Source organism: Sphingobium sufflavum (genome assembly GCF_021403115.1).
GTDB lineage: Bacteria > Pseudomonadota > Alphaproteobacteria > Sphingomonadales > Sphingomonadaceae > Sphingobium > Sphingobium sufflavum.
In genome coordinates, this window is record NZ_JAJSSH010000008.1 from 1 (window position 1) to 22,864 (window position 22,864).

Here is a 22,864-nt window from a genome sequence, read left to right on the forward strand (position 1 = left end):
TAAGCAATGGCCCGCTTCGCTACGCCCTACGGGCTCCGCTGCACAGGCCATTGCTCAACCCGCGCTCATGCGCAAAAACGATGCCGAGACTCTAATCGCAACCGGATGAAGGTTGGGGGTCAGGTCACCTGTCCTACGGCAGAAGGCCAAAGGCTTTGTTAACGATCCGTTTAACCTAGATTGCGTTTGTACCCGCGATGAATGTCTCCGACAGATATTGGCGCAGTACATTCAGGTGCTGAAGAGCCGCAGTGCGCCAGAGTTGGTCAAAGATTAGGATGATCGTCTGATCCCAAAGCGGACGGTCGTTCATATGTTATAAATAGTGCAACAGTCGCGCCTCGACTGTCCCTAGGCGCACCATCGTAGTTAGGCGAAATTCATCTGCGTATCGGCGGCGAGCGCGTCCATCGCCGCTTGCGTAAGGTCGCGAACGGCGTTCCGATAAATATTTATTCTCATGTCTCGGTCAAATGCACGCAGAAGTTCGTGATGGTGACGTCCAGATTTCGCCGATGCGATAACAAACGGGATAACGCTCTTTGGAATCGATAAGCCTGCTAACAATCCGCATCTGGTACTATCGGCGGCGATTCTGAAACGTCCCGATAGACCTCTCTCGATATTCTCCGCATCTTGCGTAACAGACTTGAAGTTTATCGAAAACCATTCATTTGCCTCAGTCTCTGACAACGCGGGAAAGTCAGGAAAAGCATTCAGGAAAGCGGACCTCGACGTGCAAGCCTCAAGATGACTATTAAAAAATAGGTTTAATACATTAGGACCAATGTAGTTTTCTACACCCCATCCGTGCGTTATTTTAAAGCTAAAAAATGGGTTTCTTGGCTCGCTTTGACCTTGAGCATCCACGACGCGCATCTTATGCAGTGCTACGTGGGCTTGTTCGCTGGTTGTATCTTTCGGGAACGGGGGAACAGCGCACGCATCGTCCCGATCGCATATGCAAATACCTTGTATACGCTCGTCGAAGAGCGCTTCCATAACGGAACCGAGCGGGTTGCCTCCTCCATGGAATGGTCTAACCATTAAGTATTTCGGTGAGCCTATTAAGCTGCGCAGGCCGCTCGACAAAATAAAATTGTAAAGCCCACCATCTGACACGGCGTTTTCAACATATAGGCTTGGCGGATGCTCCAACCACCATGATGCATCTTCCGCCTTGATATAGAACTCTTTGCCTAATGGCTCGCGAACGGCGGATCCAAGTGGCATTAGAACAGCGTGTCGTGTTGCTGACCCAACTGACGCCGCATAATCTTGGGCACGCCTCAATATGGTACTAAGAACGTGCAATGCTTGTGGGCCGAATTGAATCGCCCTTCTTAGAGCCACCACTTCAGAAGGGCTCAAACAGAAGAGGTGGTTTCTCTGCAAATGCACATGCAAAAGGCGATCAAATAAGGCATCATGCGCTCGTAGATCGATCTCCGAAATGCTGGAAAAATCTTTGGACAGTTTCCAATGCATAATTAATAAGACGAAAAAAAGCCAATCGGCCAATCAGAAATTAAACCATCCGTACCAAACTTTTTCTCAGTCAGCGATGAAGTGCCAGACCTTTCATCCTTTTCTACGAAATAAACGGCCACGTCATCGCTGCTAATTTCGCCTTCGGCAATCAACACGCCTAGCTGAGATACGAGAGTCTCACTATGGGTTTCGACCAATATCGTTGTTGTAATATCTTTGCTACTCGTTCGAGATACTGCTGCTACAAACAGATCAGCCAAATTCGCTTGCATTGCAGGATGAAGATGAAGCTCTGGCTGTTCTACGGCGAAGACAACGCTATTTCCGCTTAGGCCGCTCCGATTGCTGTTTCGCTCTCTAACTGCGTGCAGCTGGGCGATAACAGGAACTAATTGTGAAAAGCCGAAGCCAACGTCGGCGATATTTTCGAAGTGGGCCTGGCCCTGTCGGCCTACCTTGATGCTAACATGGCCCGGCCCCGATTCTTCCACCTGCATGACGTGACCGCACGCCCTTACGAGCAAATCGTTGAAGGATTGCCGTTCTTCCTCGCTTAATGAATAGACATACATTGCAGTGTTATCGCCGCTTGCATCAAGTCTATCTACGGAAAGCTCCTGAATGCGATCAAACCGCTTCCCGCTCGCGCGAGATGGGCCAATGTAAGCAGAGGCGAGAAGATCTGGCGCAACTAGTATATTTAAAGTCTGCATGATCCTTGGCAAGTCATTAATCATCGATAGATCGGAAATTACACGGCTATTATGATCGCTAACCTTCCGACTTACTGCATTAGGAAATTGCCGCAATGCTTCCCTCGCCTTTTCTCTAGGCAAGTAAGAAAAATGGCGAGCAAAAAAATCAATTTTTTCTGCTGCGGTACGCCCGTGGATGACATTTTCGAGGGCGGGGCGTATGTCATCATAGAACAATGGGGTTCTCGCGGAATGCGTAATTTCATCTTTTTCGAATAACCGAGATATCTCGGGAAATACAGACTTTGTATCTGCTTTATATCTTGCTTCGCCAAGAGGAAACTCTACGTCATTGACCGCAAATCTAGTTACGTTTCCATCACCATCCCAGTCTACGGATAGAGTCTGCTCCCCAATGCGGATGAGTATCCCGTTAAATTTTGTCCGTGCGCCGTCCGCACTCAGTCTCATGGTATATTCAAGATCGGCGGACGGATTGCCTGGCGTTGAAACGAAACCGTAGCGACTTCGGTTCAGAAAGGCGTAAAAGTTGGGCACTGATACTTGAAACCCAATACGGAGTTCTGCAGCAGCGGTGTCATGTGTTATAACGTCGGAGATATTGCCTAGGTCTACCGACTCCGAGCTCCACAAGATTGGTGACGAGCTCTGGCGCTCCAATGACTGTTGAAGTAGCGGGATAAGACGGGTGAGCGAACTTTTTCCGGAACTGTTTCGCCCCAAAAGAATCGTGAGTGGGCGCAGATGGAGAGTGGTTGGCTGACTGAAACCACGGTAATTTTGAACGCTGATGGCTTTCAACATAAAACTCAAGGTCGCCCTGTTCCGCACTTTCGTCAAGCCTACACCCGTTTGTTCGCTTGGTCCATGCAACCGTTTTCCGCGCCTCCGGGGTCATTCCGGTTAGCGTGATCCAAACCCGTCTACCTTGCTGAAAGCCAGACTCTCGGCGCTTCAATAATAAAAATCATCCCGCGCGGCCGTCATGGCCGTTAGTGGGGCGCGGCGCGAGCGGCAGCTACCGCCTGATACTGGCTCTGGACCAGACATTCCGCGTTCGGCCAACTGTATCAATAAAGATTCATAGGGCCACGTCGTATCGTGGTGCGAACGCCTCCAGCGTATCGACAATCCGGGTGACGATATCGCCGTTAAACATATCGCTGACCCCGTTCGGTGCCGCATTGGTAAAGGGGGGCTCATACAGCATGCCCGGATCCATCTGGCCGGAGGTGGTCAGATAGTCGACGATCATTTCCACGAAATGGATCTGGCGGGGAGACAGGGTTGCACCTGCCAGCGCCTCGTTAAATGCCGTCTGAGCCGCGCGACGGTCAAGGCCGATGAGGGAACGGATGAAGTCCGGCATGTCCGGCATCTCGCGGATGCGCTGAAAGTCTGCACTCTCGGCCACGCCGGCGTCGATGAACAGCTTCTGTAGTTCATCCAGATCGACCGGCGTCAGCGGTCGCCCCTGACGCAGCCGCGCCAGCGTGACGTGGTCGGCATAGGCATCCACATAGGCCTTCGCCTTGCGCCGGAACTGGGCGAGGGATGAGGCGCCGCCCAGGTCAACAAGCTCAACCTCGCGCTTCGCGCCCATGATGTCGGCGATGTTCGTGGTGACGACGACCTGCTTGCCCGGCTCGATCAGGTTCATCAGGCCGCGCAGACGGCGGCGGGCAATTTCCACCATCTCCGGCGTCGCGTCAGTCCACCATTCGTTGGTCTGCACCTCCAGAATCAGCGCCATGCAGCGGGCCACGTCCGGCACCGCGCCCTTGCTCTCCAGTTGGTGAACCTGCTCGACAAACGCCTTGCGCAGCGGCGTGAAGGTCGCGCTGCGCAGCATGGTCAACTGGATACGCAGGCACAGCAGGTCGAACCGCTTTGCATCGACATCCGGGTCGGTGAGGCTGGTCGGCAGGCCAGCCACATGCTCGATCAGTTCGTGCCGGTCCTCTTCGCCGAGACGACCCCAGGCGCTGCCGTCCTGAAACTTCTCGACGTAACGCCGCTTGGTCCGGACGATGAAATTGTCGAGCGGCATGCCCGCGACTTCCTGCCGAAGCTGGGACCGGACACCCTCATAAAGGCCGGGCTCGTCCTGCTCCCCACGATAGCCGCCCACGGGTTCCCGGACGGCTTCATCAGAGGTTCGGGCAGGCTGCATCAGTCCCAGCACCTCGACACGTGCGGCGAACAGGCGCTCGCCCAGTGGAACGGCGGCGCGCGCTTCCGCACCATCCATCTGCGCGTTGAAATAGTCGAGATTGCCCAGATAATCGAAGACGTAGAAATATTCCTTGTCGGTCCGATTGCCGTCGGCATCCACGAAAATGCCTTCGCGCAGGCGCGTCCCGCGGCCGATCATCTGCCAGAATTTGGACTTGGAACGGACGATCTTGAAGAACACCAGGTTCAGCACGTCGGGGATGTCGATGCCGGTGTCGAGCATGTCCACGGACACGGCGATGTGCGGATCCTTCTCCGGCACCTCGAAATCCTCGATCAGGCTGTGGGCATATTTCACCTGATTGTCGATCAGGCGGCAGAAATGCCCCTTCAGCGCCGGATAGTTCGCATTGAACCGCTCGACGATGAACTCTGCATGCTTGTGGTTCTTGGCGAAGATGATGGTCTTGCCCAGCCGGTCGCCGCCGGCCACCTTCAGCCCGTCCTCCATCAGTTGCTTCAGCATCTGGTCTATGGTGTCGATATTGAACAGCCAGTCGTTGATGGCGGCTGGGTCGACGCTGTCTGGCGGGCCGTCCTCGCCCCAGTCGATCGCGTCCCACGCCTCCTTTTCATCGTCTGGCAGGTCATCATATCGGATGCCCGCAAACGGGATCTTCATCGGCACGTCGATCGCCTTGGGCGGCACTAGGAAGCCGTCAGTCACCGCCTGTTTCAGGTCATAGGCATCGGTCGGGACGCCATCTTCCAGCTCGAACAGCGCATAGGTGTTCTTGTCGATCTCGTCCTTGGGCGTGGCGGTCAGGCCGACCAGCGGCGCGTCGAACCAGTCGAAGATCGCCTTATATTTCCGATAGACCGACCGGTGCGCCTCATCGACGATGATGAGGTCGAAGTAGCCGGGGCCGAAGCGCTGCTTGCCCTCCTGCCGGGCCCGCTCGATCAGGTTCATCATCGTGGGATAGGTGGACAGAAACACGCGCCCGTCCGCCTTGGGATGCAGCACCAGATTCACAGGCGAACTGTCGGGCAGATGCTTGCGGAAATTACTCGCCGCCTGCTTCACGAGCGGGATGCGGTCCGCCAGGAACAGGATCCGCTTCGCCCAGTTCGCCCGCATCAACACATCGGTCAACGCAATGGAGACGCGCGTCTTGCCGGAGCCGGTCGCCATAACCAGCAGGGCCTTGCGATGGTTCTCCCCGCCGCGCTCCACATCCTCGAACCGGTGGCAGACGGCACGGATCGCCTTTTCCTGATAGGTACGGCGATGCGATCCGGCGATGGCGCGGTTGGTCGGCACGCTGGCGAGCGGCAGGCGCGTGTCTCGCCGCTGCACCATCAGTTGGAGTTCGTCCCGCGTGCGAAACCCGGCGACGGGACGCGGCGGATGGCGCAGGTCGTCCCATATCCAATGGTCATAGCCATTGGTGTAAAAGATGACCGGGCGCTGGCCGAACTGCGCCTGTAGGCAGTCCGCATAGAGCCGGGCCTGTTCCTGCCCCTCCATCGGGCTTTTGCGCGCACGCTTTGCCTCGATCACGGCCAGCGGCTTGCCGTCTTCCCCCCACAGCACATAGTCGACGAAACCCGCGCCCCTGCCATCGGCGCTGCGGTCATTGGGCATCCCATGGACCGGGAACTCCACGTCTCGCGCATCGGTGAGCGGCCAGCCAGCCTCCCGCAACAGCACGTCGATGAATTCGAGGCGCGTGGTCGCCTCGTCATAATCATGGCCTGCATCGCTGCCTTCATTGGCATGGCGCAGCGCGGTGATCTCCGCGCGCATCGCCTCCAGTTCGGCCTCCATCGCCTCCCGCGCATCGGCGTCTGCCATGCGGGCCTTGCGCTCCTGCTCCAGCGCGGCGCGACTCGCCTCGGCGGCATCCTCCAGCTTCTGCACATCGGCGGCGCTGGTCTGCGGCCCGGCATCGCCGCGCGGCAGCAGATCGGCAGAGAAGACCAGTTCGGCGGGCGGCGGATTCTCGGAATAGCGTGTCGCGAACCAGATGCCGATGTGGAACAGCTCGCGCAGCGCGCTGACCGACTGGCTGGCGGCGAAGGGGCCGGCATGGGCGGCACGGTTGCCAATTTTGCGGATCAGGTCGATCTTGGTGCGGATCATCGTGCCGGCGAGCGCATGAAAGCTCGGCTCGGCGATCAGCGCAGCAAGATGGTCGCCATAGGGCCGCTTGAGCGCGCTGTCATGATCGTAAAGCCAGACCATCAGCGCCTCGACCGCGAGGCGGCAATGGACGGCGGCGCCGCGCGGGTCGGACAGAGCCTGCCGCTCGGCCATGGTCACATGGTCGGCAATGAAGGGAAAGGCGGTAAGGAACGCGAACTGGTCGGCCGGAACCAGCGCGGACGGGTGCAGTGAAGCACCGCCCGCGATAGAGAGGATCTTGCGATTACCCGGTCCGGCTGTGGTCATGGGCTAGAGTTCTCCGCGAAAGGCGCGATGCTGGAGGGAGGTAAAGAGGGCGTCGGAGTTAAGACAAGCTCGCTGTATTTCGTTATACGCTTGATCCGCAGTCTCGATTTTTCGTTCAAATTCCCGACGCGCATTTGCGCCCGGAACACCAATCTTGATGCCGAGCACCTTTTCTTTTCCAATATTTTTCATTGAACCGCTCGTGCCGCTAGCTCGTCTTGATATCTCCCGGCGCATAGGCAGAGATTGGAAGAGATGATGGACAAATATAGATTCATTACCTTCGCGCCATTGAAATCGCCAGATTTTGTCTGGCAAGACGATATTTGCAATCTCCGTCTTTACAAGCGCGGTAGCCCCAATAAGAGCGGATGTGTTTGCTCGACTGAAAAGCAAATCCCCTTTATTGATGAAGTGCGCCTTGGGTGGCGTGTAGCTATCCGGCAATGGCTTTGACTCGTTCCCATCAAAAGCGCCGCTGGTCACGGCGCTGACTTTTAGGACACGATTTATTGTAGTTTCGTCGCTTGGCGCTGGAGCAAGATTTTTCCCGGTGTCGAAGCCGCCAACCAAATCGGAAACAATTCCGGCTTCAAACCCGCCGTCGTTGGCGACAAGGTCACCAAACATTTCACGAAATATCGCGCTGGGGAGCCCGGCGACATACTCGAGAGACTGGCGGCGCAGGCGGCGCAGCGCGTCCGCTTGGTCCAAGATCGCCGCAATCCGTCGCTGCTCTGGGAGGGACGGCAGATAGATTTTTGTATCCCTTATTGTTCCTTGACTAATGTTAGGCTGCGCTCCGCCGACCCCTTTTGCTACCAGCTCCGGAGCTTTCGCCTGCAAGGCGTGGAACACGTATTGTTCATCTGCAAGCTTGCAATCTGGGACAACGTGACAAATAGCTTGATTTGTAGTCGCAGCGACACCCAGTCGAGCTACTCGTCCTACTGTCGCTCCATACATCGCCACTAGCAACGCTCCCTTTGGGGCAAGCTTCAGCGAAGTTTCCTTCATCGCTAGTTCGGTTACGCTTTCCTCGGTCGCCGTAATTAAGCCTTCACGTAGTTCGCCCGATTTGACCCACGGAATCGTGCCGCCATAGTATGTTCCGAGCTTTTCGCGCGAGGGTGTTGTTCCGCTGCCAGTTCTGCAGAAGTCGGCAATGGGGACGGCGGAGACTGAACTCACCTCAGCATCTCCTCAAGCGCCGCCAGCCCTTTAGAGATTTCGTCTTCTATTTCGCGCAGTCCGCGGATGACGTCCTTTGGCGACGCATGCTCCACCTCGGCATGCACCACCTCCTTGTATCGGTTGATCGATAGGTCATAGCCCGCCGCCTCGATCTCCGCGCGGGGCACGCAAAAGCTTTGCGCGGTGCGGGTATTGGCGCACTTACCTCTTTCGCGGCCGGCCCAACGGGCGAGCAGGTCGGGCAGATTGTTTTTGCTATGATCGCCCTCGTTGAGCGCCCGCGACGGTGCGGCACCAAGCAGGTCGTCTGCAAGTAGTGGATTGCGCTTGTCGTCCAGGCTCCAGCCGTCCGCCTGCACGTCATAATACCAGACCGTATCAGTGCCGCCGCGCCCGGTCTTGGTGAAGATCAGGATCGCGGTGGAGACACCGGCATAGGGGCGGAAAGTGCCGGACGGAAGGGAGATTACCGCCTCCAGCCGATGCTCGTCGACCAGCGTCTTACGCATGGTCTTGAACGCCTTCTGCGATCCGAACAGCACGCCGTCTGGGACGATCACCGCCGCGCGTCCGCCGGTGGAAAGCAGGCGCATGAACAGGGCCAGGAACAGCAACTCGGTCTTCTTCGTGTTGACGACTTTCAGCAGATCCTTGGAACAGCTTTCATTGTCCAGGCTGCCGGCAAAGGGAGGGTTGGCCAGGATCAGGCTGTAATGCCCGCTGTCTTCGCCCGCGCCCTCGGCCAGGCTGTCGCGATATTCGATGCGCGGCTCCTCGATGCCGTGCAGCATCATGTTCATCGCGGCGATGCGGAGCATGGTCTCGTCAAAGTCGAAGCCGGTGAACGCCTTCGTCTCGAAATGCTGGCGCGAGGCGGCGTCGTAGAAGACGCCGGGATGCTCGCGCCGCACATGCTCGGCCGCCATCATCAGGAAGCCGGCGGTGCCGCAGGCGGGATCGCAGACAGTGTCGTCCGGGCCGGGGTTCATCAGGCGCACCATCAGGTCGATAATGTGGCGCGGCGTGCGGAACTGGCCGTTCTCGCCCGCGCTGGAGATCATGGAGAGCAGATATTCGTAGACGTCGCCCTTTGTGTCGCGGTCGTCCATCGGTATCTCGTCCAGTCCCTGCACCAGCTTGTCCAGCAGAGCGGGCTTGGTGAAGGCTAGGCGGGCGCCCTTCATATGACTGGCCATGACACTCTCCGACCCGCCGAGTGTACGGAGGAAGGGCATGACGTGATCGGCGACGATCTCGTACATGCGCTCGGGCGCCTCGTTCTTGAACTTCGACCAGCGCATCAGTTCATAAGGGCAGCCGCCGTCGCGGAAGCCGGGCGTGTCGAGGCCATCCTTGCCCTCGGGAAAGACGCTGCGAGCGAGCGGGCGCTTGAGCGCAGTCGCCTTTGCCTCTTCGCGGGTCTGGATCTCGTCGATGCGTTTGGCGAAGAGGAGGTAGGTGATCTGTTCGACGCCGGTCAGCGGATTTGACACCCCGCCGGACCAGAGCGCGTCGCGCAGCTTGTTGATCTGGCCGCGTATCTCGCCGGTGAGCACGAACAATTTCCCCAGTATTTATGAATTCCGGCCCGAGCGGGCCGGCATCGTCCGATAGACGCTGGACCGCTTGTTCCGTCAAGTTTTGTTGTGGTGCAACCCATCTAGGTGGCCGGTGCAACCCCGCCAGATACGCCCGCAGTATTTTGAAGGCCGACGTACACAAATGGTAAAGGGCCGACCGGCCGCTATCGATCCCGTTGTATGGTGTCAGGGCGTAATACCGGATGGCCAGCTATCCGTGCCTACCCGCCAGTAACCGGATAGACCGAAATCGGCCAGAATTCGACGCCTGATCTGATTTAGCGGCCTCTGTCCCCATCGCCATGCACCATCGATGGAAAACCGTCCCCGGTGCGGCTCCTGTGATCGAGATAGTGGAGGGGAAAAGGAACCCTCGTCTCGGTCGATCCAACAGGAGTATCGACCATGAACAGACTGAACGCTTCCGACGGTGACGACATCACCGCGTCTTCCACGCATGACGACTGGGATATCCGTGTCGTGCGGCGTGTGGGCCGACTTGAAGATATCTCCCTCACACGCAATCCGCAGGCGCCGCTCCGCAAGGTCGGCGTTGTAGATGTAGAAACCACCGGCGTTGATCCGCTCCACGACCAGATCATCGACATTGCCTATGTCGTGCTGGAAGTGGACGTTTACGGCGAGATCGTCAGCATCGTGCGTTCTGGGCAAGGGCTGTCGGATCCCGGCATGCCAATTCCCGCTGAGATCACTCGGCTGACCGGCATCACGGACGCTGACGTGGCCGGGAAGTCCCTCGACTTGGATCTTCTTCAGCGCGCGCTGGGCGAAGCAGACGTCCTCGTAGCGCACAACTGCCGCTTCGACGCGGCCTTTCTCCGTCAGTTGCTGCCAGCCACGGCGAACGCTGCATGGGTGTGCAGTTGCCGAGATATCGACTGGCGAGCCAAGGCCGGGCTGGATGGCAGGGCTCTTGGGCATCTGCTGATGAACATCGGCTTCTTCAACGATGGTCATCGGGCGATGGCGGATGTTTTGAGCCTCGTCCACCTGCTCGCCTATCGCCTGCCAGACGACCGCACGGCCATCGGGGCGTTGCTCGATGCTGCGGAGCGGACGACGATCAGCGTCGAGGCCACGGGTGCGCCGTTCTCCATGCGGCACCTGCTGAAAGGTCGGGGATATCGCTGGGATCCGTCCGCCAGGGTGTGGTGGATCGAGGTGTCCGCAGAGAATTGCGAGGCGGAAACACTGTGGCTGAACCGCGAGGTCATGCCCCATGGGCCAGCGCCGCGCACCGCCGCCGTCACATGGCGCGAGCGGCATCGCTGAAGTGCAACGGCGTGCCGCTCCGCGCCGCACGCCCTTCGATCTCAGGCAGATGAAATGAGCCCCACAGATGAGTGGAAAAATGGCTCCGGCGACCACGCCGAACGCAAGGAAGGAAATAGCATGACGCTTACCAAATTGATGATGCAGAACCACATGCTGGCGATCAGGCAGGAGATGGGCTATCCGCTCACCGCTCCGGCCTGCCACACCATCGCATGGTCGGCCGGCGGTCCCGTCGATATCCAGATCGGCATGGACCTCGGTCGACTGGCAGAGACCGCTGGTCGCGATATGGTCTATGGCGCCTGGGCATCCGTCGCGCAGGAATTGCCGACCGACTACGTCCTGGCCCTGCGCGGACCGATGGTTGTCGATATCATCCGAAACTGCACCTTCTACGCCGCCGATGATACGACGCCGATAGTGGTTCTGTCCGAATACCAAGACGAGCATTTCGTCCTCAACGAGCGGCTGTATCTGGAGCGTCGGCGCGGAATGCCCGGTCGGCGGCTGGCGTTAGGGAGGCGCCGGGCAATGGAGCGGATCCGAGTGGTGGCCGCCGGGCTCGACGACGTTATGCTGGAGGGCAACGCCATCGTGCAGCGCGGCGGTCGCTGGACACCGCCGGCCCCCACGCCCGTGGAAACCGTCATCAGGTTCGCCTGATCTCGCCGCAGCCGAGACACCAAATTCAAGGACACACCATGAAATACACCAACACGCCTATCGACCAGAAGCCCCGCAAATACATCGTTCTCGACCTCGAGAGCGCCGTGCTTGATGACGTCGGCCACCGCCGTTATCAGGTGATGGAGCGCTGGAGACCGCAACGGGGCCAGCCCTCCCGGCGCAACTACAAGCGCAGCGAGGATCCGTTGCAGACGCCCCGCTGGCCCTTCCAGAGCATCGTGACTATCTCCGCCATGGTGATGATCGAGCACCCGGACGGCGGCATCGGCATGACGAGCTTCGAGACCTGGAGCGCCGCTGTTTTTGACGAATTGGGCATGATGCAGGGACTGCTCGACCTTCTGTGCCAAAACCCGGGCGCGGAAATAATTTCGTGGGGCGGCGCCATGCATGATTTATGCATGATCCGAATGGCCGTCATGCGATTGGGCCTGACGCTGCCGACCGCATGGCGCTGGTTGGCATTCGGCTACAGCAGGGACGCGCGCCATCTCGACCTTCAGCAGGTCGTGACGGGCGGCTTCAAGATGAAGCCGATCCATCAGGCCGAGGTGCTCGCCGCGCTGAACCTGCCCGGAAAAATCACCGCCGCGCCTTTCGCCATCGCTCGGCTGATCTATGCCAGGAACTGGAAAGCGGTGCGGGAGGCGTGCGAATGCGATGTAATTTCGACCGCGCTCATGTTCGCCCACTGGCGCCAGATGCACGATGGCCGAACGGAGATCGGGGTCGTAGTCGACCGCATCCTTCGTGACGTGATCGAGCGGCATCCCGCCGCTGGCTATGTCCCTGCGCTCCGCCACCATCGGCAATCACTGTTCGAGGAGCAGCAGGCGCAAGCCGCCAGTCGTATCCCGGCCCTAGCGCCGTGGCTGGGCGAAGCAGCGTAACATCCGGGCGGGGTGACGAATCTCACCCCGCCCACCAAACCCTGGTTGTGATGGGGGCGCCGAATGTCGGGTGCCGATTGCAATGCATGCCGTCGAGATTGAGGAAGCCGTATCGGAGCTGGTCATCCAGCCGTTCGACGCCGAGGACACCACGCTCACGCTCACGCTCAGTCACGCGGCTGCGCGACCACATATTCGTTCAGCGTCCAAGGTGAAGGGAATGTCACGCGATCGAGCTTTTTGATCTGGTGCGCGAAACCGTGCTGGACGCCGAAGAGAAATGTCCAGGCCCGCTCACGCATGATGGCAACGCCGGAGCCGACGTCATCAACGATGTTTTCCGCTATCCACTTCGCACAGATATCCCAACAGGCTCTTGCGCGCGCGCGTGCATCAGGAGCCGCCTCGAACCGACCGATCAGGTGCGGGTCGCCGAATGCGGCCAGATCGGTATCGGGGGGAAGTCCGCACTGTCGCAATGCATTTACGTCCACCGCGCCTGACGTTATGGGTCGTCGATCGAACCGGTAATGCTCGGCCGCCGCCTCTAAGACCGAACCCCATCGATTGTCGGCGCTCCAGGCCAGCGCGACGTCCGCCTTCCGACGCATAGGGCGAGGCCTCGGGGCACGGGGCGCAGGTGCACCGTCCAGCGCTTCCTTGATGCGGGTTACGTGGGCGGGGTTGAATTCGCGCGCCAGCCTGTCGGTCACGCCAGCCGCGCGCAGCTTCCTGACCAGATCGCGTTCGTAGCGGTCTGCCGGATTGCCCTCCAGCATAGCGCGACGCAGCCGGATCTCGGCATCCGCTAAATCCGCAGTGGCGCTGTCGAGTTCCGCGCTCACTGTCGCAGCCAGCTTCGCCAGCGCGTGTCGATCCTGCGCGATCCGCTCAACCTCAGCTGCGGCATGTAACTGGCGCTCCTCGACCGAGGCGCAAGCCGCCAAAGCCTCGCGGCTTCGACCGCCTGCGGCCTTCACGCTATCGATGGCGTTGGCCAACGCTGTGTCCACATGATCGGCATCGAAGTTCCCGGCCAAGGTGTCGATCAACATCGTCACGGCGGGGAAGCGAGCCACAAGCTCACCCTGCGCCTGAAGCGTCCGCCAAGCCGAGAGGCAGCGGGGCGGTCGACCGTCCTTCTTCTTTGTCATCACCCACCTCCATGCTGCGCGAAAGTCATAGAATAATAGAATTACGACTAACGCGCAACGGTGGGGCATCTGTCCCAGAACTGCTGCTGCTGCACTGTCGCAGCATTCGCGCCGCAACGTAGCGGCGCCAGCAGGAGAATGACGATGAGTTTTATCGACGATGTCGCGGATGAGCGGGAGCGCAACAGCCCCGTCCGAGCGGCGGTCAAAGCCAACGCGGCTAACATAATGGCTGCGAGGGATGCCGGCCAGCCGCTAAACGCCATCTATCGCACGTTGCGCCGCGCTGGGCATCCGGTTGGCAAGGGCTACAGCAGCTTCCGCGCGGCAGTCCGCTATCTCGATCGGCACGGTTGGCCGAATGCCGGCACTCCCTTCGGGCTGGTCGCTGCGTCGCCGATGCTGCCCAGCGTCGCTGACGTCAACAATCAAGCACAGGGGGCGCGGTGCCGCTTTGTCGACGACCGCAATCCCAGCGATTTCTGAGGAGGCTGCCATGAACAATCTCATCAGGCTCCTCTTCATCGTCATCGTCAGCAACGCGGGCGGGGAAGGCAAGACGCTGTTAGCGCAGATGATCCAGGCACTGCTGCAGCTTGCCGGGGAATCCGTCATTATGCTCGACGGCGACGCTGGCAACCAAGCCGCGAAGGTCGCCGACGATAATGCCAAGGTCGTCGGCTGGGGTGTTGACGCGATCAAGGCGCGCGACATCCTCGCGGCGACCAGCCACGCGCATGTCATCCTCGATCTGGGCGCGAACAGTCTCGCGTCCCAGCGCGAGATCGTGGACCGGCTTCCGGCCATGCGCACCGTCTATGCAGAGGCGGGCTATCGCACAGTCGCGTGCTTACCGGTGTCAACCAACAAGCTCGGCGCAGTCGAGGCGATTAAGGCGCTTGCGCCGAAGATCGAGGGGTTCGAGAAGCTCTTCGTCAAGGTCAACCGTGACGGCTCGCGCGCATTCAGTGGCACGCTGGAAGGCACCGACGTTGTCGAGGTCGGACAACTTCGTCCCGGCTTCCAGGCCTATATCCGCCAGCCTGGACAGACGATGGCGACGGCCGTGACGCATCCGCCGGCGGGGTTTGGCCTTGCAGCCGTTCAGGTCGCGGAGTGGATACGCAGGTTCGCGGTCCAGCCGCCCGTGCTCGATCTTCTCGGTCCGGTCCCAGCCATTCTGAACCGACACGAACGCCCGGTCGAGATGCCCGGCTTCTCGGTCAACGTGATCCAACAGACGAGCGACGCGGCGCTCGCCGAAAATCTCCGGTGCACGCGGATCATGACTGCGGTCAGAAATGCCGGCTTCACGCCGCTGGGATTGCGCAAGGTCGCCACCCTGCTCGAGAGCGGCAACCTGTGATTGCCTTGCCGGTAGCTTCATTTCTGCCGGGGATGGAAAACGCCGACCCGCTCAATCTCTCGGCAATGCTGCTGCATTGCTACAGAGGACGAAGCGGGTTGGCGGGCAATCACTGCCAGCGCAGTGACAGGGCATTGGCCCGGCAATGTTTTCAGGCGCACTACCGCAGTTTGGGCAGGAGCCCAAACTGCTGTGCGATCGGCTGGCGGGTGCAGCCGATGAAGAACGCGGGCATGCCACAAGCAGCCGAGCATCCACCTGCGTAAGTCATGATCCATGTTCATTTCTGACTTATGCTCCGGACTGTCTGATCACGTGCGACGATCCCAAAAACTGCCGTGATCGGATTGGCTTACCAAAGAGGTATCATATGAAGCAGGACGGCTTTGACCGCGCCGTCGCGCGCGCGGAGCGTGCTTTTTCGAAGCTAGTGCGTATTCGCGACGGGATTGAGGATGTCGATCCCGAGGATACGCTGGGCGTCAAGCGATGGCGCCGCCGCCGCGCCAGCCTTATCCAGCGGGCGGAGGGGCAGCAACAGGATCGCGCCGTTCAGTTTAACCGGCCGGTCACGCGATCCTATCGGCTGACCAATACGGCCGGGGCTACCTCTTTCCACATTCAGCACCGCGCGATCAGCAAGGTCACGCACGAGATGAACGAGAGCGGCCTGCGCAACCGCCCTGGCGCTGCTCGTGCGCATGCCCGGTACGTTGAACGGGAGGTGGCGGTCGCGTCGATCGAACCTGCGGTCGGCATGGACATAGCGGCCGCCGTCCTGATGCCAGCTATCGGCATCGATCAGCATCACGCCACCGGCATCACGACCACATCGTCACGCATCACCAACCTGGAGAAAGACCATGAATACGACTGGCACCGATACCTCGGGTTCGATCCGTGGATTGCCCGAGGACTGGTGGACGACCTCGCCGGACCTCAGCCCGGTGCTCCGGGATCTGTGGTATACGGAGCCAGAGAAGATGCCGACTCCGATGCCGGTCTGTGGCTGTTGTCCCGGCGCGATCTGGTACGTCAAGGACGGGGATCCCATGGTCACCTGCCCGGCGCTCAAGATCTATCCATGGTATCCGGGTCGGCCGTTCACCGACTGCCAGATGCGTCGTCGCTTCCTCAAAGCCATAGCCCAGGCGGAATAGCCGTGCTGGCCAGCGCGGGGGAGGCACCAGACCATGATCGCTACATCGGTCGCACGGAGGCGGTGGCGATCCAGCCGGACGGCACGCGGGCGCTCATCACAAACATCGATCCGGACGATGAACAGCGGGCCCGGTTCTGGTCGCTGGTCGAGCAGCACGAGGCGGTCGCCAGCAACGACCAGATGTCGTTGCGGGTCAACGACCGCCCGGCGTTCTGGGCGAAAGTCTCGATCCATCCGGACTGCCCCGCCGAACTCCGGGAGGCGCTGGGCACGAATACGCCGCACGAGCCGATCCGCTTCGACATTCCCTCCGGCAAAGCGATGCGCGCGTTCCTCGACAAGCAGCCCGGCTGGGTTAAGCCGACCACGGCCAACAAGACGTCCGGGTCGACGCCGTTCGCCGCATTTCACGACGGACGCAAGGGCCGCATCCAGTATCGTGTCGTCGGCGAACTGCCAGACGAGCTCGATGAAGGAGAGCGGTTCACGATCGTCCGCGAATTCTCGGCGATATTCGAACGGCGCAAAATGCCCTTTGTGGCGGTGATGCATGCGCCGGATCATCACAACAACGAGAAGAATTGGCATTTCCACCTGATCTATTACGATCGACCGTGTCGCCGCATCACCGAAACCGATATCGCCAACCTCGAAAACCGCGGGTTCAAGACGGTTGGGCTCGAGCCCGGCATGTGGGACTTCACCGTCGTCACGCCGAAGCGAGGACGCACCAATGGCAAGGCGACCCCTATAAAACAGAAGAAGGTCGACGGGATAACCGACAAGACGTGGATCAAGACCCTGCGCGAGGAACTGGCGGCGATCACCAATCATCATCTGGCGCGCGCAGGCGTTGAGAGGCGGCTCGATCCGCGTCGCTATACCGAAATGGGCATCATTGCCGATCCGCAAGAGCATCTCGGCACCAGCCAGGCGGCGGCCGAAACCCGGGGCGAGAGGACCAAGATCGGAACCGCAAATGAACTCCGCCAGTGGAAGGCGATCATGGCGCAGGGTGATGCGCTTCACCGTCAGGCGCTGGCAGATGCCGAAGAACGGATCGAGCGCTACCGGCGCTCGCGTCGCAGGATCAAGGGGACCGAGGCGGTCGAGCAGGAGGCGAACATGCTGCGCGACAACCTGCATACGGCGGCGCAACTGGACGATATCGCCTTCCGCGTTCACCATGGAATAGAGCGGGTGCGGTCGCGAGCGGCGCATGTCCGCCAAGCCAACCGTCAACTCGTCCAGGCGTTCGACGCCGACCCCGCAGCCGGTCGGCCATCCGAGCGCGAAGAGTCCCAGCGGCTGGTCGTGGCCGCTACAGGGTATCTCGGCCTGCTCGACGATCGCCTTACTGATGAACGCGCATTGCTGGTCGATTGCCGCCGTGATGCTGCAGCACTGCGTCAGCAAGCGCTGATGATCGAGCGGCAACGCTCCGCAGCGGTCGCGCCTCCCGGGGCTACGATTGCTGCCAAGCCGCCGATGGTCGAGTCACAGCAACCCGCGTTGCCGACGCCCCTTGATAGCTCGTCGGCTCCCGAAACGTCCGAGGCGACCAGGCGCGCTATCGCCGCCGCTATGGCGGCGGCGCGATCGGCAGGGCGTTAGCGGCCCAACGTGCTATTTCGCCGGCCGTCCCCGGATCGAACCGAACTTCTGCCATTCGGACGGGCGCAGGCGCAGCGGCATGACCGGCAGCTCCGGCAACAGATCGCCCAACGTGTTGACCAGCGGCAGCAGCAGGTCGAGGCCCGGTTCGTCCTCATAGCTCGCGGCCGTCTCGCCGTCAGGCACGTGGCCTAACAGATACTGGCGCAAACCCGGATCGAACTTTCGGTCGCGCCAGAACGATGCGACGCGGGTCCGGATCGAGTGGACATCGACGTCCTTGCGCCCGCGCTTCTGGCTGGTTCCGGTTGGAAAATGAAAGGCGCGCAGTGGCTCGAACACCTTGTCGTAGAAGTTATGGTCGAAGCTCATGCTGGCCTTAGGATTGTAGAATTCGGGGAACAGCAACTCGTGACCCAACTCGCGCATTGCACGGACGTGGTCGAGAAAGCCAAGCCGGATCAGCGCCGGGGCGATCGGCACCTTGCGATCGGACTGGTCGTTTTTCAGCAAGCGATAGGCGTTGTCACGGAAGTGGAAGTAAGGGATCGGGGCATCCTCGAATATGTCCGCCAGCATCAGCCCGGCCGGCTCCTCGGACCGGCCGCCCGTGCAGATGACCAGCGGCAAGCCCCAATACATCCCGTCGTGGAAAACGAGGTCGCCAGCCACCAGGCGGTTCCACAACCCCTTGCATCCCGTCCACACCGGCCCAGAAATGAGGGTCCGCAGATCAGCCTCCGCCCAAGGCAGGCGCTTGCCGCCCTTTTTCTTTTTCACCTTGCGGCGCAGTTTGCCGAGATCGACGTCGGGTGTGACATAGCCGTTGGCGTCTGCGAACTTGAACAGGGCGCTCAGCCAGGTCAGGTGCTTGTTGTGCGTGATGTCACTGATGCCCACGGTGGGCAGCAGTTCGCGCTCAGCCTTGACCGGATCCTGCTTCCAGAGCGCGCGGAGGGCGTCACCGCGTTCGATGACGGCAGCTATGCCGCCCTCGATGTCCTCGCGGATGTGGCCATAGCGAGTGGGCAGGCGCGGAAAGAGCGCGGTCATCGCGCTACATGCCTGCTGGTCAATTTCCGACAGCATGAGGTCGCCCCTCGCTTCAAGAAACAGGTTCACCGCTGCATCGATGTCACGGCGGCGTTCCTCGCGCCACTCGCGATCATCGATCTTCCGTTGCAGGCAGGTCGCTGCAAGGGTCGACAACGAAACGTCGATTTTTCTACCCAACCCCGCTGGCGCAGGCGCAGCCGGCGTAATTGGGATAGGGGCGGGATCCAGCACTGTCTCCGGTTCCTGTGGTGGGGGCTTCGCCTGTTCGGTTTCACCACCGGGCAGCTCGAGCAGCTTGCGCAGCACGCTGGGCAGCGGCCAGACCTGGGCTTCGGGATTGGGCAGGTCCAGTCCTTCGGTTGCGGCAAGGCAGGCGTTACGATAAGCCGCCGCCGCCACCCGCGACATCGCGCGCAGATTGTCCTCGGTGGGCTTGATCCCGGCGGATCGAAGATAGCCCGCCAGATAGTTATGGCCGATTGGCGAGGCGCCATTGTGTCTCGCCACCGTAACGAACAGTGCGTCCGCGTCCTTGGGCGAGAGCCCACTGGCCGCGAGCTGATCTCGCAGATCCTCATCGGCCTCGGGCGCCGTGGGCGTGGAGGCCATCAGCGTGAAATAGCGCGCATAGGTGAGATTTATCGCCGCATGGGCCTCCGCTCGGAATGGGGTCGCTGCCTGCTGGACGATATAGCGGTCGAGCGTCGCCTCGAACGCGGTGCGGTAGACCGCACGCATATCGTCCGGCGCGATCCGCGTCCTCAGTTCCTCGACGATCGTCGTTTCCACAACCTTCATCTCCATCTCGAGATACCCGGCACGGGCTCGAGCCTCGCGCGGGCATCGCGTTTTCAGCGACATCCGGATGGTTATAGGATCGTTAAGGACGGCAACAAAGTGGACCGAACGGCGCCACCATTGCGTGGTGCCGCGGGGGTAAATGTTGGTGGCCATGCGCGCTCCCGCTGGCATGGCGGGCACAGGCGCGAACACAGCGGCTGGCACAATCTCTGGCACAATTGCGCGAAAGGATTCGCAACCAATTACCCGCCTCCTTAGAAAAAGGCCGGTTTTCAACTGGTTACTGGTCAGGATGGAGATAAGTGGTCGGGGAGACAGGATTCGAACCTGCGACATCCTGCTCCCAAAGCAGGCGCGCTACCAGACTGCGCTACTCCCCGATCCGAAGAGGGCCTTAGGTATGCTGCCCCGGCGGCGCAAGCACTATTCCAGCCTTTCGCGTCTCAATCAGCCGGTCGGGCGCATTAACACCCGAAATCAGGCCGCGCGGGCCTGCTCCGGTTCGCCGCGCACGGACTGGTCCAGCGCGCCACCTGCCTTCAGGTCGCGGATCGCCGACAGGCAATGTTGCTGATATTCCCACGCATGCCAGCGATATGTCCCGATGAAATGCAGGAAGCGCGCATCCGCCGCCGGTGCAGTGCCCCAATAATTCTCATAGAGGGCGGGTGGCAGCACCATGGCATTGTCGCTGTTGGCGATGACGAAACTGGACGTCACCTGCTCCGTCCCCCATTCATGCCACCGCTTCACGCCCAGCACGGCGCTGGCCGTCTGGGAGAAGGCCGTGGCCAGCCGCCGGTCACTGCCCCGTGCAAAGCCGGTGAAGCCGGAACAGCCGCGCACATAGCGCGGACGGTCGAGGCCGGGGACGGCCATGCGGGTCAGGACGGATTCGGTCGCTCCCTGAATGTGGCCGGTGAAGTCCTCCGCCGCAGGCTCTCCGCCGGGGAAGAAGCGGCGGGTGAAGATGTCGACCGGCAATATCTCCTGCACCGGCGTTTCCGCGCCTAGCAGGGTAAAGCTCCGGTTCGCGTCGATGGCTTCCAGCACATGCGGCACGGGACCGAGGGTGACGGTGTCGCTATCGAGCTGGATCACATACTCATCAGCCGCCATGTCGAGGATGGTCAGCAACCGCTCCCACGTCCCGCCGCGCGGACACGGCCCAACGTCCACATCCTTCAGCGACAGGATTTGCGGACTGTCGAGATGATGGCGCAGCAGCAGCCGGTCCGCATCGGTCAGCGTCCCATCGTCCATCACGACCACCCGTCCGCGTTGCAGATGATGATGGAGCGACTTGATGGCGATCATATAGGGGATCATCACCGCCGTGCCGATCATCGAGAAGATGACGACGCCGTCCTGACGGGCGACAATCGGCGGCGTGGCGAATATGCCCCGGCACAGGTGATTGTACATGCTGCGCTTAGCGCGCGCCATCAACTGGGGCCACATGCTCATTTCTCCGGCTATCGTGGCATGGGGCAGGCGCAGCCAATCCGGCGGGGCACCCCATGCAACGATCGAAAATCCTCGGAGAAACATTAGGTTGTGCCGATGGCGCAAATCCAACTGGTTAACCACCTATGATGGTAAATTAACCCTCTTTCGATGGAATGGCAGGTCGTCCAGCCGCGCTCATCAGCAAGGCTCATTCCGGAAAAGGGAAGTGGCGGAGAGACAGGGATTCGAACCCTGGATGCCGTTGCCGGCATGCCGCATTTCGAGTGCGGTGCATTCGACCACTCTGCCATCTCTCCGCAGAATTCCCGTTCGGGATGCCGCACCTTGATGTGCGACCATGGTCGTGAGGAAGGCCCACTAACGAATGATATCGGCTTTGCCAAGCGGGGATGATGGGCGAAAAGCGGGATCACGGCATTTTTCTTGCACCCGTGCTGCGGTGCACTACATGAGGGCCATGGACATACTCTATGACCGTTCCTCCCTGCCCCCTTCCATTGCCGATGCGCCGCTGGTCGCGCATGCGCTCTTTCGGATCGGCGACGTGGTCGCGCACCGCCTCTACGGGTTCCGGGGACTGGTGTTCGATGTCGACCCCGCCTTTGCGAACAGCGAACAATGGTATGAGTCCATCCCGGAGGATGTCCGCCCCGCCCGCGCCCAGCCCTATTACCACCTCTTCGCGGAGAATGAGGAGGGCAGCTATATCGCCTATGTCAGCCAGCAGAATCTGGTGGAGGACGCGACCGGCGGGCCGGTGAACCATCCCGCCATCGGCCATTTCTTCAAGAAGCAGGCCGACGGCAGCTATCGGATGCGCGGCGAACGCTGGCACTGACGACCCGCCCCGGCATGGCGAGCCTTGTCGTGCGTCAGGGCTTGATCCGCCAGCCGCTCTTCAGGACCACATAGGTCAGGCTGCCCAGCGCCACCGTCGCCGCCAGCAGGATGATCGCGCCGCGCCCCACCGCCGTGTCCGCCGCCGACAGGAAACCATAGCGAAAGCCCGAAATCACATAGAAGAACGGGTTGGCGTGGCTGATCGCGTGGAACAGCGGCGGCAACCGGTCGATGGCGTAGAAGGTGCCGGACAAGAGCGACAGGGGACCGATCACGAAATTGGTGACGGCGGCGCTATGGTCGAACTTCTCCGCCCACACCGACGTCAATATGCCCAGAAAGGCGACGAAAGCCGACCCCAGCAGCCCGAACCACAGGATCGCCCAGGGATGGCGCGGCATGACATGGACGCCCGGCCACAGCGCCATGACCAGCCACAGCGCCAGCCCGACCAGCACCGCGCGCGTGACCGCCGCACTGACCAGCGCCAGGATCAGTTCGCCCGTGGACAGCGGCGGCATCAGATAGTCGACGATAGTCCCCTGCATCTTGCCGCTGAGCAGTGAGAAGCTGGCGTTGGCGAAGGTCGCCTGGATCATCGCCATCGCGATCAGGCCCGGCGCGACGAAATCCGCAAAGGGCACGCCCAGCACGGTCCGTTGCGCGCCGCCCAGCGCCAGCACGAAGATCAGCAGATAGAGCAATGTCGTGACGCTCGGTCCCCAGATGGTCTGCAACTGCACCTTCAGGAAACGGCGCACTTCCTTGGCGTAGAGCGCGCGGGTTCCGGCCCAGTTGACGGACCGGATGACGGGCACGCCCGGCTCATGGGCGATCAGGCCGGGGCGATCGGGCGGCGCGGGGTGCGAAGGGGGCGTATCGGTCATGATCGTCGCCTATCGTGGAAGGCGGGTCGT

At 60.7% G+C, this 22,864-nt stretch carries 16 protein-coding genes and 2 tRNA genes; 7 read left to right on the forward strand and 11 right to left on the reverse strand.

The window, feature by feature from the left end; translation table 11 throughout:
• Window positions 1-369: 369 nt before the first annotated feature.
• The 5 genes from LWE61_RS12380 to LWE61_RS12400 all read right to left on the reverse strand — a co-directional run bounded on the left by LWE61_RS12380 (window position 370) and on the right by LWE61_RS12400 (window position 9,587).
• Complete coding sequence (locus tag LWE61_RS12380; RefSeq protein WP_234150401.1) at window positions 370-1,521, reverse strand: hypothetical protein; 1,152 nt, start codon at window positions 1,519-1,521, stop codon at window positions 370-372.
• A complete protein-coding gene (locus LWE61_RS12385) occupies window positions 1,491-3,011 on the reverse strand; it encodes a DUF3696 domain-containing protein (protein WP_234150402.1) in 1,521 nt (506 codons plus the stop codon). Before LWE61_RS12385 ends, LWE61_RS12380 begins: the two co-directional genes overlap by 31 nt.
• 277 nt (window positions 3,012-3,288) lie before the next feature.
• On the reverse strand, window positions 3,289-6,837 hold the full coding sequence (locus LWE61_RS12390) for a DEAD/DEAH box helicase family protein (RefSeq protein ID WP_234150403.1): 3,549 nt from the start codon (window positions 6,835-6,837) through the stop codon (window positions 3,289-3,291).
• A 3-nt stretch (window positions 6,838-6,840) separates the two neighbouring features.
• Window positions 6,841-8,028: a restriction endonuclease subunit S gene (locus LWE61_RS12395; RefSeq protein ID WP_234150404.1), complete on the reverse strand. Its 1,188-nt coding sequence runs from the start codon at window positions 8,026-8,028 to the stop codon at window positions 6,841-6,843.
• Window positions 8,025-9,587 carry a type I restriction-modification system subunit M gene (locus LWE61_RS12400; protein ID WP_234150810.1) on the reverse strand — a complete coding sequence of 521 codons (1,563 nt, stop codon included), beginning with the start codon at window positions 9,585-9,587 and terminating at the stop codon, window positions 8,025-8,027. Before LWE61_RS12400 ends, LWE61_RS12395 begins: the two co-directional genes overlap by 4 nt.
• 429 nt (window positions 9,588-10,016) lie before the next feature.
• On the opposite strand from LWE61_RS12400, the gene LWE61_RS12405 reads away from it, so the two are divergent.
• The 3 genes from LWE61_RS12405 to LWE61_RS12415 all read left to right on the forward strand — a co-directional run bounded on the left by LWE61_RS12405 (window position 10,017) and on the right by LWE61_RS12415 (window position 12,484).
• On the forward strand, window positions 10,017-10,904 hold the full coding sequence (locus LWE61_RS12405; protein ID WP_234150405.1) for a 3'-5' exonuclease: 888 nt from the start codon (window positions 10,017-10,019) through the stop codon (window positions 10,902-10,904).
• Window positions 10,905-11,024: 120 nt separating this feature from the next.
• The gene (locus LWE61_RS12410) at window positions 11,025-11,570 is read left to right on the forward strand and encodes a hypothetical protein (RefSeq protein ID WP_234150407.1); all 546 of its coding nucleotides are present in this window, start codon (window positions 11,025-11,027) and stop codon (window positions 11,568-11,570) included.
• 38 nt (window positions 11,571-11,608) lie between these two features.
• Window positions 11,609-12,484: a 3'-5' exonuclease family protein gene (locus tag LWE61_RS12415; protein ID WP_234150409.1), complete on the forward strand. Its 876-nt coding sequence runs from the start codon at window positions 11,609-11,611 to the stop codon at window positions 12,482-12,484.
• A gap of 167 nt (window positions 12,485-12,651) precedes the next feature.
• Here LWE61_RS12415 and LWE61_RS12420 read toward each other — a convergent pair whose 3' ends face one another.
• On the reverse strand, window positions 12,652-13,638 hold the full coding sequence (locus LWE61_RS12420; protein ID WP_234150411.1) for a hypothetical protein: 987 nt from the start codon (window positions 13,636-13,638) through the stop codon (window positions 12,652-12,654).
• A 144-nt stretch (window positions 13,639-13,782) separates the two neighbouring features.
• Here LWE61_RS12420 and LWE61_RS12425 point away from each other — a divergent pair, with 144 nt between their 5' ends.
• The 3 genes from LWE61_RS12425 (at window position 13,783) to LWE61_RS12435 (ending at window position 17,780) form a co-directional block, all read left to right on the forward strand.
• Entirely contained in the window at window positions 13,783-14,124 is a 342-nt protein-coding gene (locus LWE61_RS12425; RefSeq protein WP_234150413.1) for a hypothetical protein, read from the forward strand.
• Window positions 14,125-14,134: 10 nt separating this feature from the next.
• Window positions 14,135-15,004, forward strand: coding sequence for a hypothetical protein (locus LWE61_RS12430; RefSeq protein WP_234150415.1), 870 nt, complete (start codon window positions 14,135-14,137; stop codon window positions 15,002-15,004).
• 370 nt (window positions 15,005-15,374) lie between these two features.
• The gene (locus tag LWE61_RS12435; RefSeq protein ID WP_234150417.1) at window positions 15,375-17,780 is read left to right on the forward strand and encodes a MobA/MobL family protein; all 2,406 of its coding nucleotides are present in this window, start codon (window positions 15,375-15,377) and stop codon (window positions 17,778-17,780) included.
• A 12-nt stretch (window positions 17,781-17,792) separates the two neighbouring features.
• Here LWE61_RS12435 and LWE61_RS12440 read toward each other — a convergent pair whose 3' ends face one another.
• From LWE61_RS12440 to LWE61_RS12455, 4 genes are all read right to left on the reverse strand, one after another.
• The gene (locus tag LWE61_RS12440) at window positions 17,793-19,790 is read right to left on the reverse strand and encodes a site-specific integrase (protein ID WP_234150418.1); all 1,998 of its coding nucleotides are present in this window, start codon (window positions 19,788-19,790) and stop codon (window positions 17,793-17,795) included.
• Between the two features lie 150 nt (window positions 19,791-19,940).
• A tRNA-Pro gene (locus tag LWE61_RS12445) sits at window positions 19,941-20,017 on the reverse strand.
• 97 nt (window positions 20,018-20,114) lie between these two features.
• Window positions 20,115-21,104 (reverse strand): glycosyltransferase family A protein, encoded by a 990-nt coding sequence (locus tag LWE61_RS12450; RefSeq protein WP_234150420.1) that lies wholly within the window; start codon window positions 21,102-21,104, stop codon window positions 20,115-20,117.
• A 209-nt stretch (window positions 21,105-21,313) separates the two neighbouring features.
• Window positions 21,314-21,403 (reverse strand) — tRNA-Ser (locus tag LWE61_RS12455).
• 161 nt (window positions 21,404-21,564) lie between these two features.
• Between LWE61_RS12455 and hspQ the strand changes: the two genes are divergently transcribed.
• Entirely contained in the window at window positions 21,565-21,945 is a 381-nt protein-coding gene (hspQ, locus tag LWE61_RS12460) for a heat shock protein HspQ (protein WP_234150421.1), read from the forward strand.
• A gap of 34 nt (window positions 21,946-21,979) precedes the next feature.
• Here hspQ and LWE61_RS12465 read toward each other — a convergent pair whose 3' ends face one another.
• Entirely contained in the window at window positions 21,980-22,834 is an 855-nt protein-coding gene (locus LWE61_RS12465) for an ABC transporter permease (protein ID WP_234150423.1), read from the reverse strand.
• Between the last annotated feature and the right edge of the window lie 30 nt (window positions 22,835-22,864).

Coding starts and splice junctions, on each gene's coding strand:
- LWE61_RS12385 (WP_234150402.1), bottom strand. CDS start 3,011: ATGTTGAAAGCCATCAGCGTTCAAAATTACCGTGGTTTCAGTCAGCCA.
- LWE61_RS12390 (WP_234150403.1), bottom strand. CDS start 6,837: ATGACCACAGCCGGACCGGGTAATCGCAAGATCCTCTCTATCGCGGGC.
- LWE61_RS12405 (WP_234150405.1), top strand. CDS start 10,017: ATGAACAGACTGAACGCTTCCGACGGTGACGACATCACCGCGTCTTCC.
- LWE61_RS12410 (WP_234150407.1), top strand. CDS start 11,025: ATGACGCTTACCAAATTGATGATGCAGAACCACATGCTGGCGATCAGG.
- LWE61_RS12415 (WP_234150409.1), top strand. CDS start 11,609: ATGAAATACACCAACACGCCTATCGACCAGAAGCCCCGCAAATACATC.
- LWE61_RS12420 (WP_234150411.1), bottom strand. CDS start 13,638: ATGACAAAGAAGAAGGACGGTCGACCGCCCCGCTGCCTCTCGGCTTGG.
- LWE61_RS12425 (WP_234150413.1), top strand. CDS start 13,783: ATGAGTTTTATCGACGATGTCGCGGATGAGCGGGAGCGCAACAGCCCC.
- LWE61_RS12430 (WP_234150415.1), top strand. CDS start 14,135: ATGAACAATCTCATCAGGCTCCTCTTCATCGTCATCGTCAGCAACGCG.
- LWE61_RS12435 (WP_234150417.1), top strand. CDS start 15,375: ATGAAGCAGGACGGCTTTGACCGCGCCGTCGCGCGCGCGGAGCGTGCT.
- LWE61_RS12440 (WP_234150418.1), bottom strand. CDS start 19,790: ATGGCCACCAACATTTACCCCCGCGGCACCACGCAATGGTGGCGCCGT.
- LWE61_RS12450 (WP_234150420.1), bottom strand. CDS start 21,104: ATGAGCATGTGGCCCCAGTTGATGGCGCGCGCTAAGCGCAGCATGTAC.
- hspQ (WP_234150421.1), top strand. CDS start 21,565: ATGGACATACTCTATGACCGTTCCTCCCTGCCCCCTTCCATTGCCGAT.
- LWE61_RS12465 (WP_234150423.1), bottom strand. CDS start 22,834: ATGACCGATACGCCCCCTTCGCACCCCGCGCCGCCCGATCGCCCCGGC.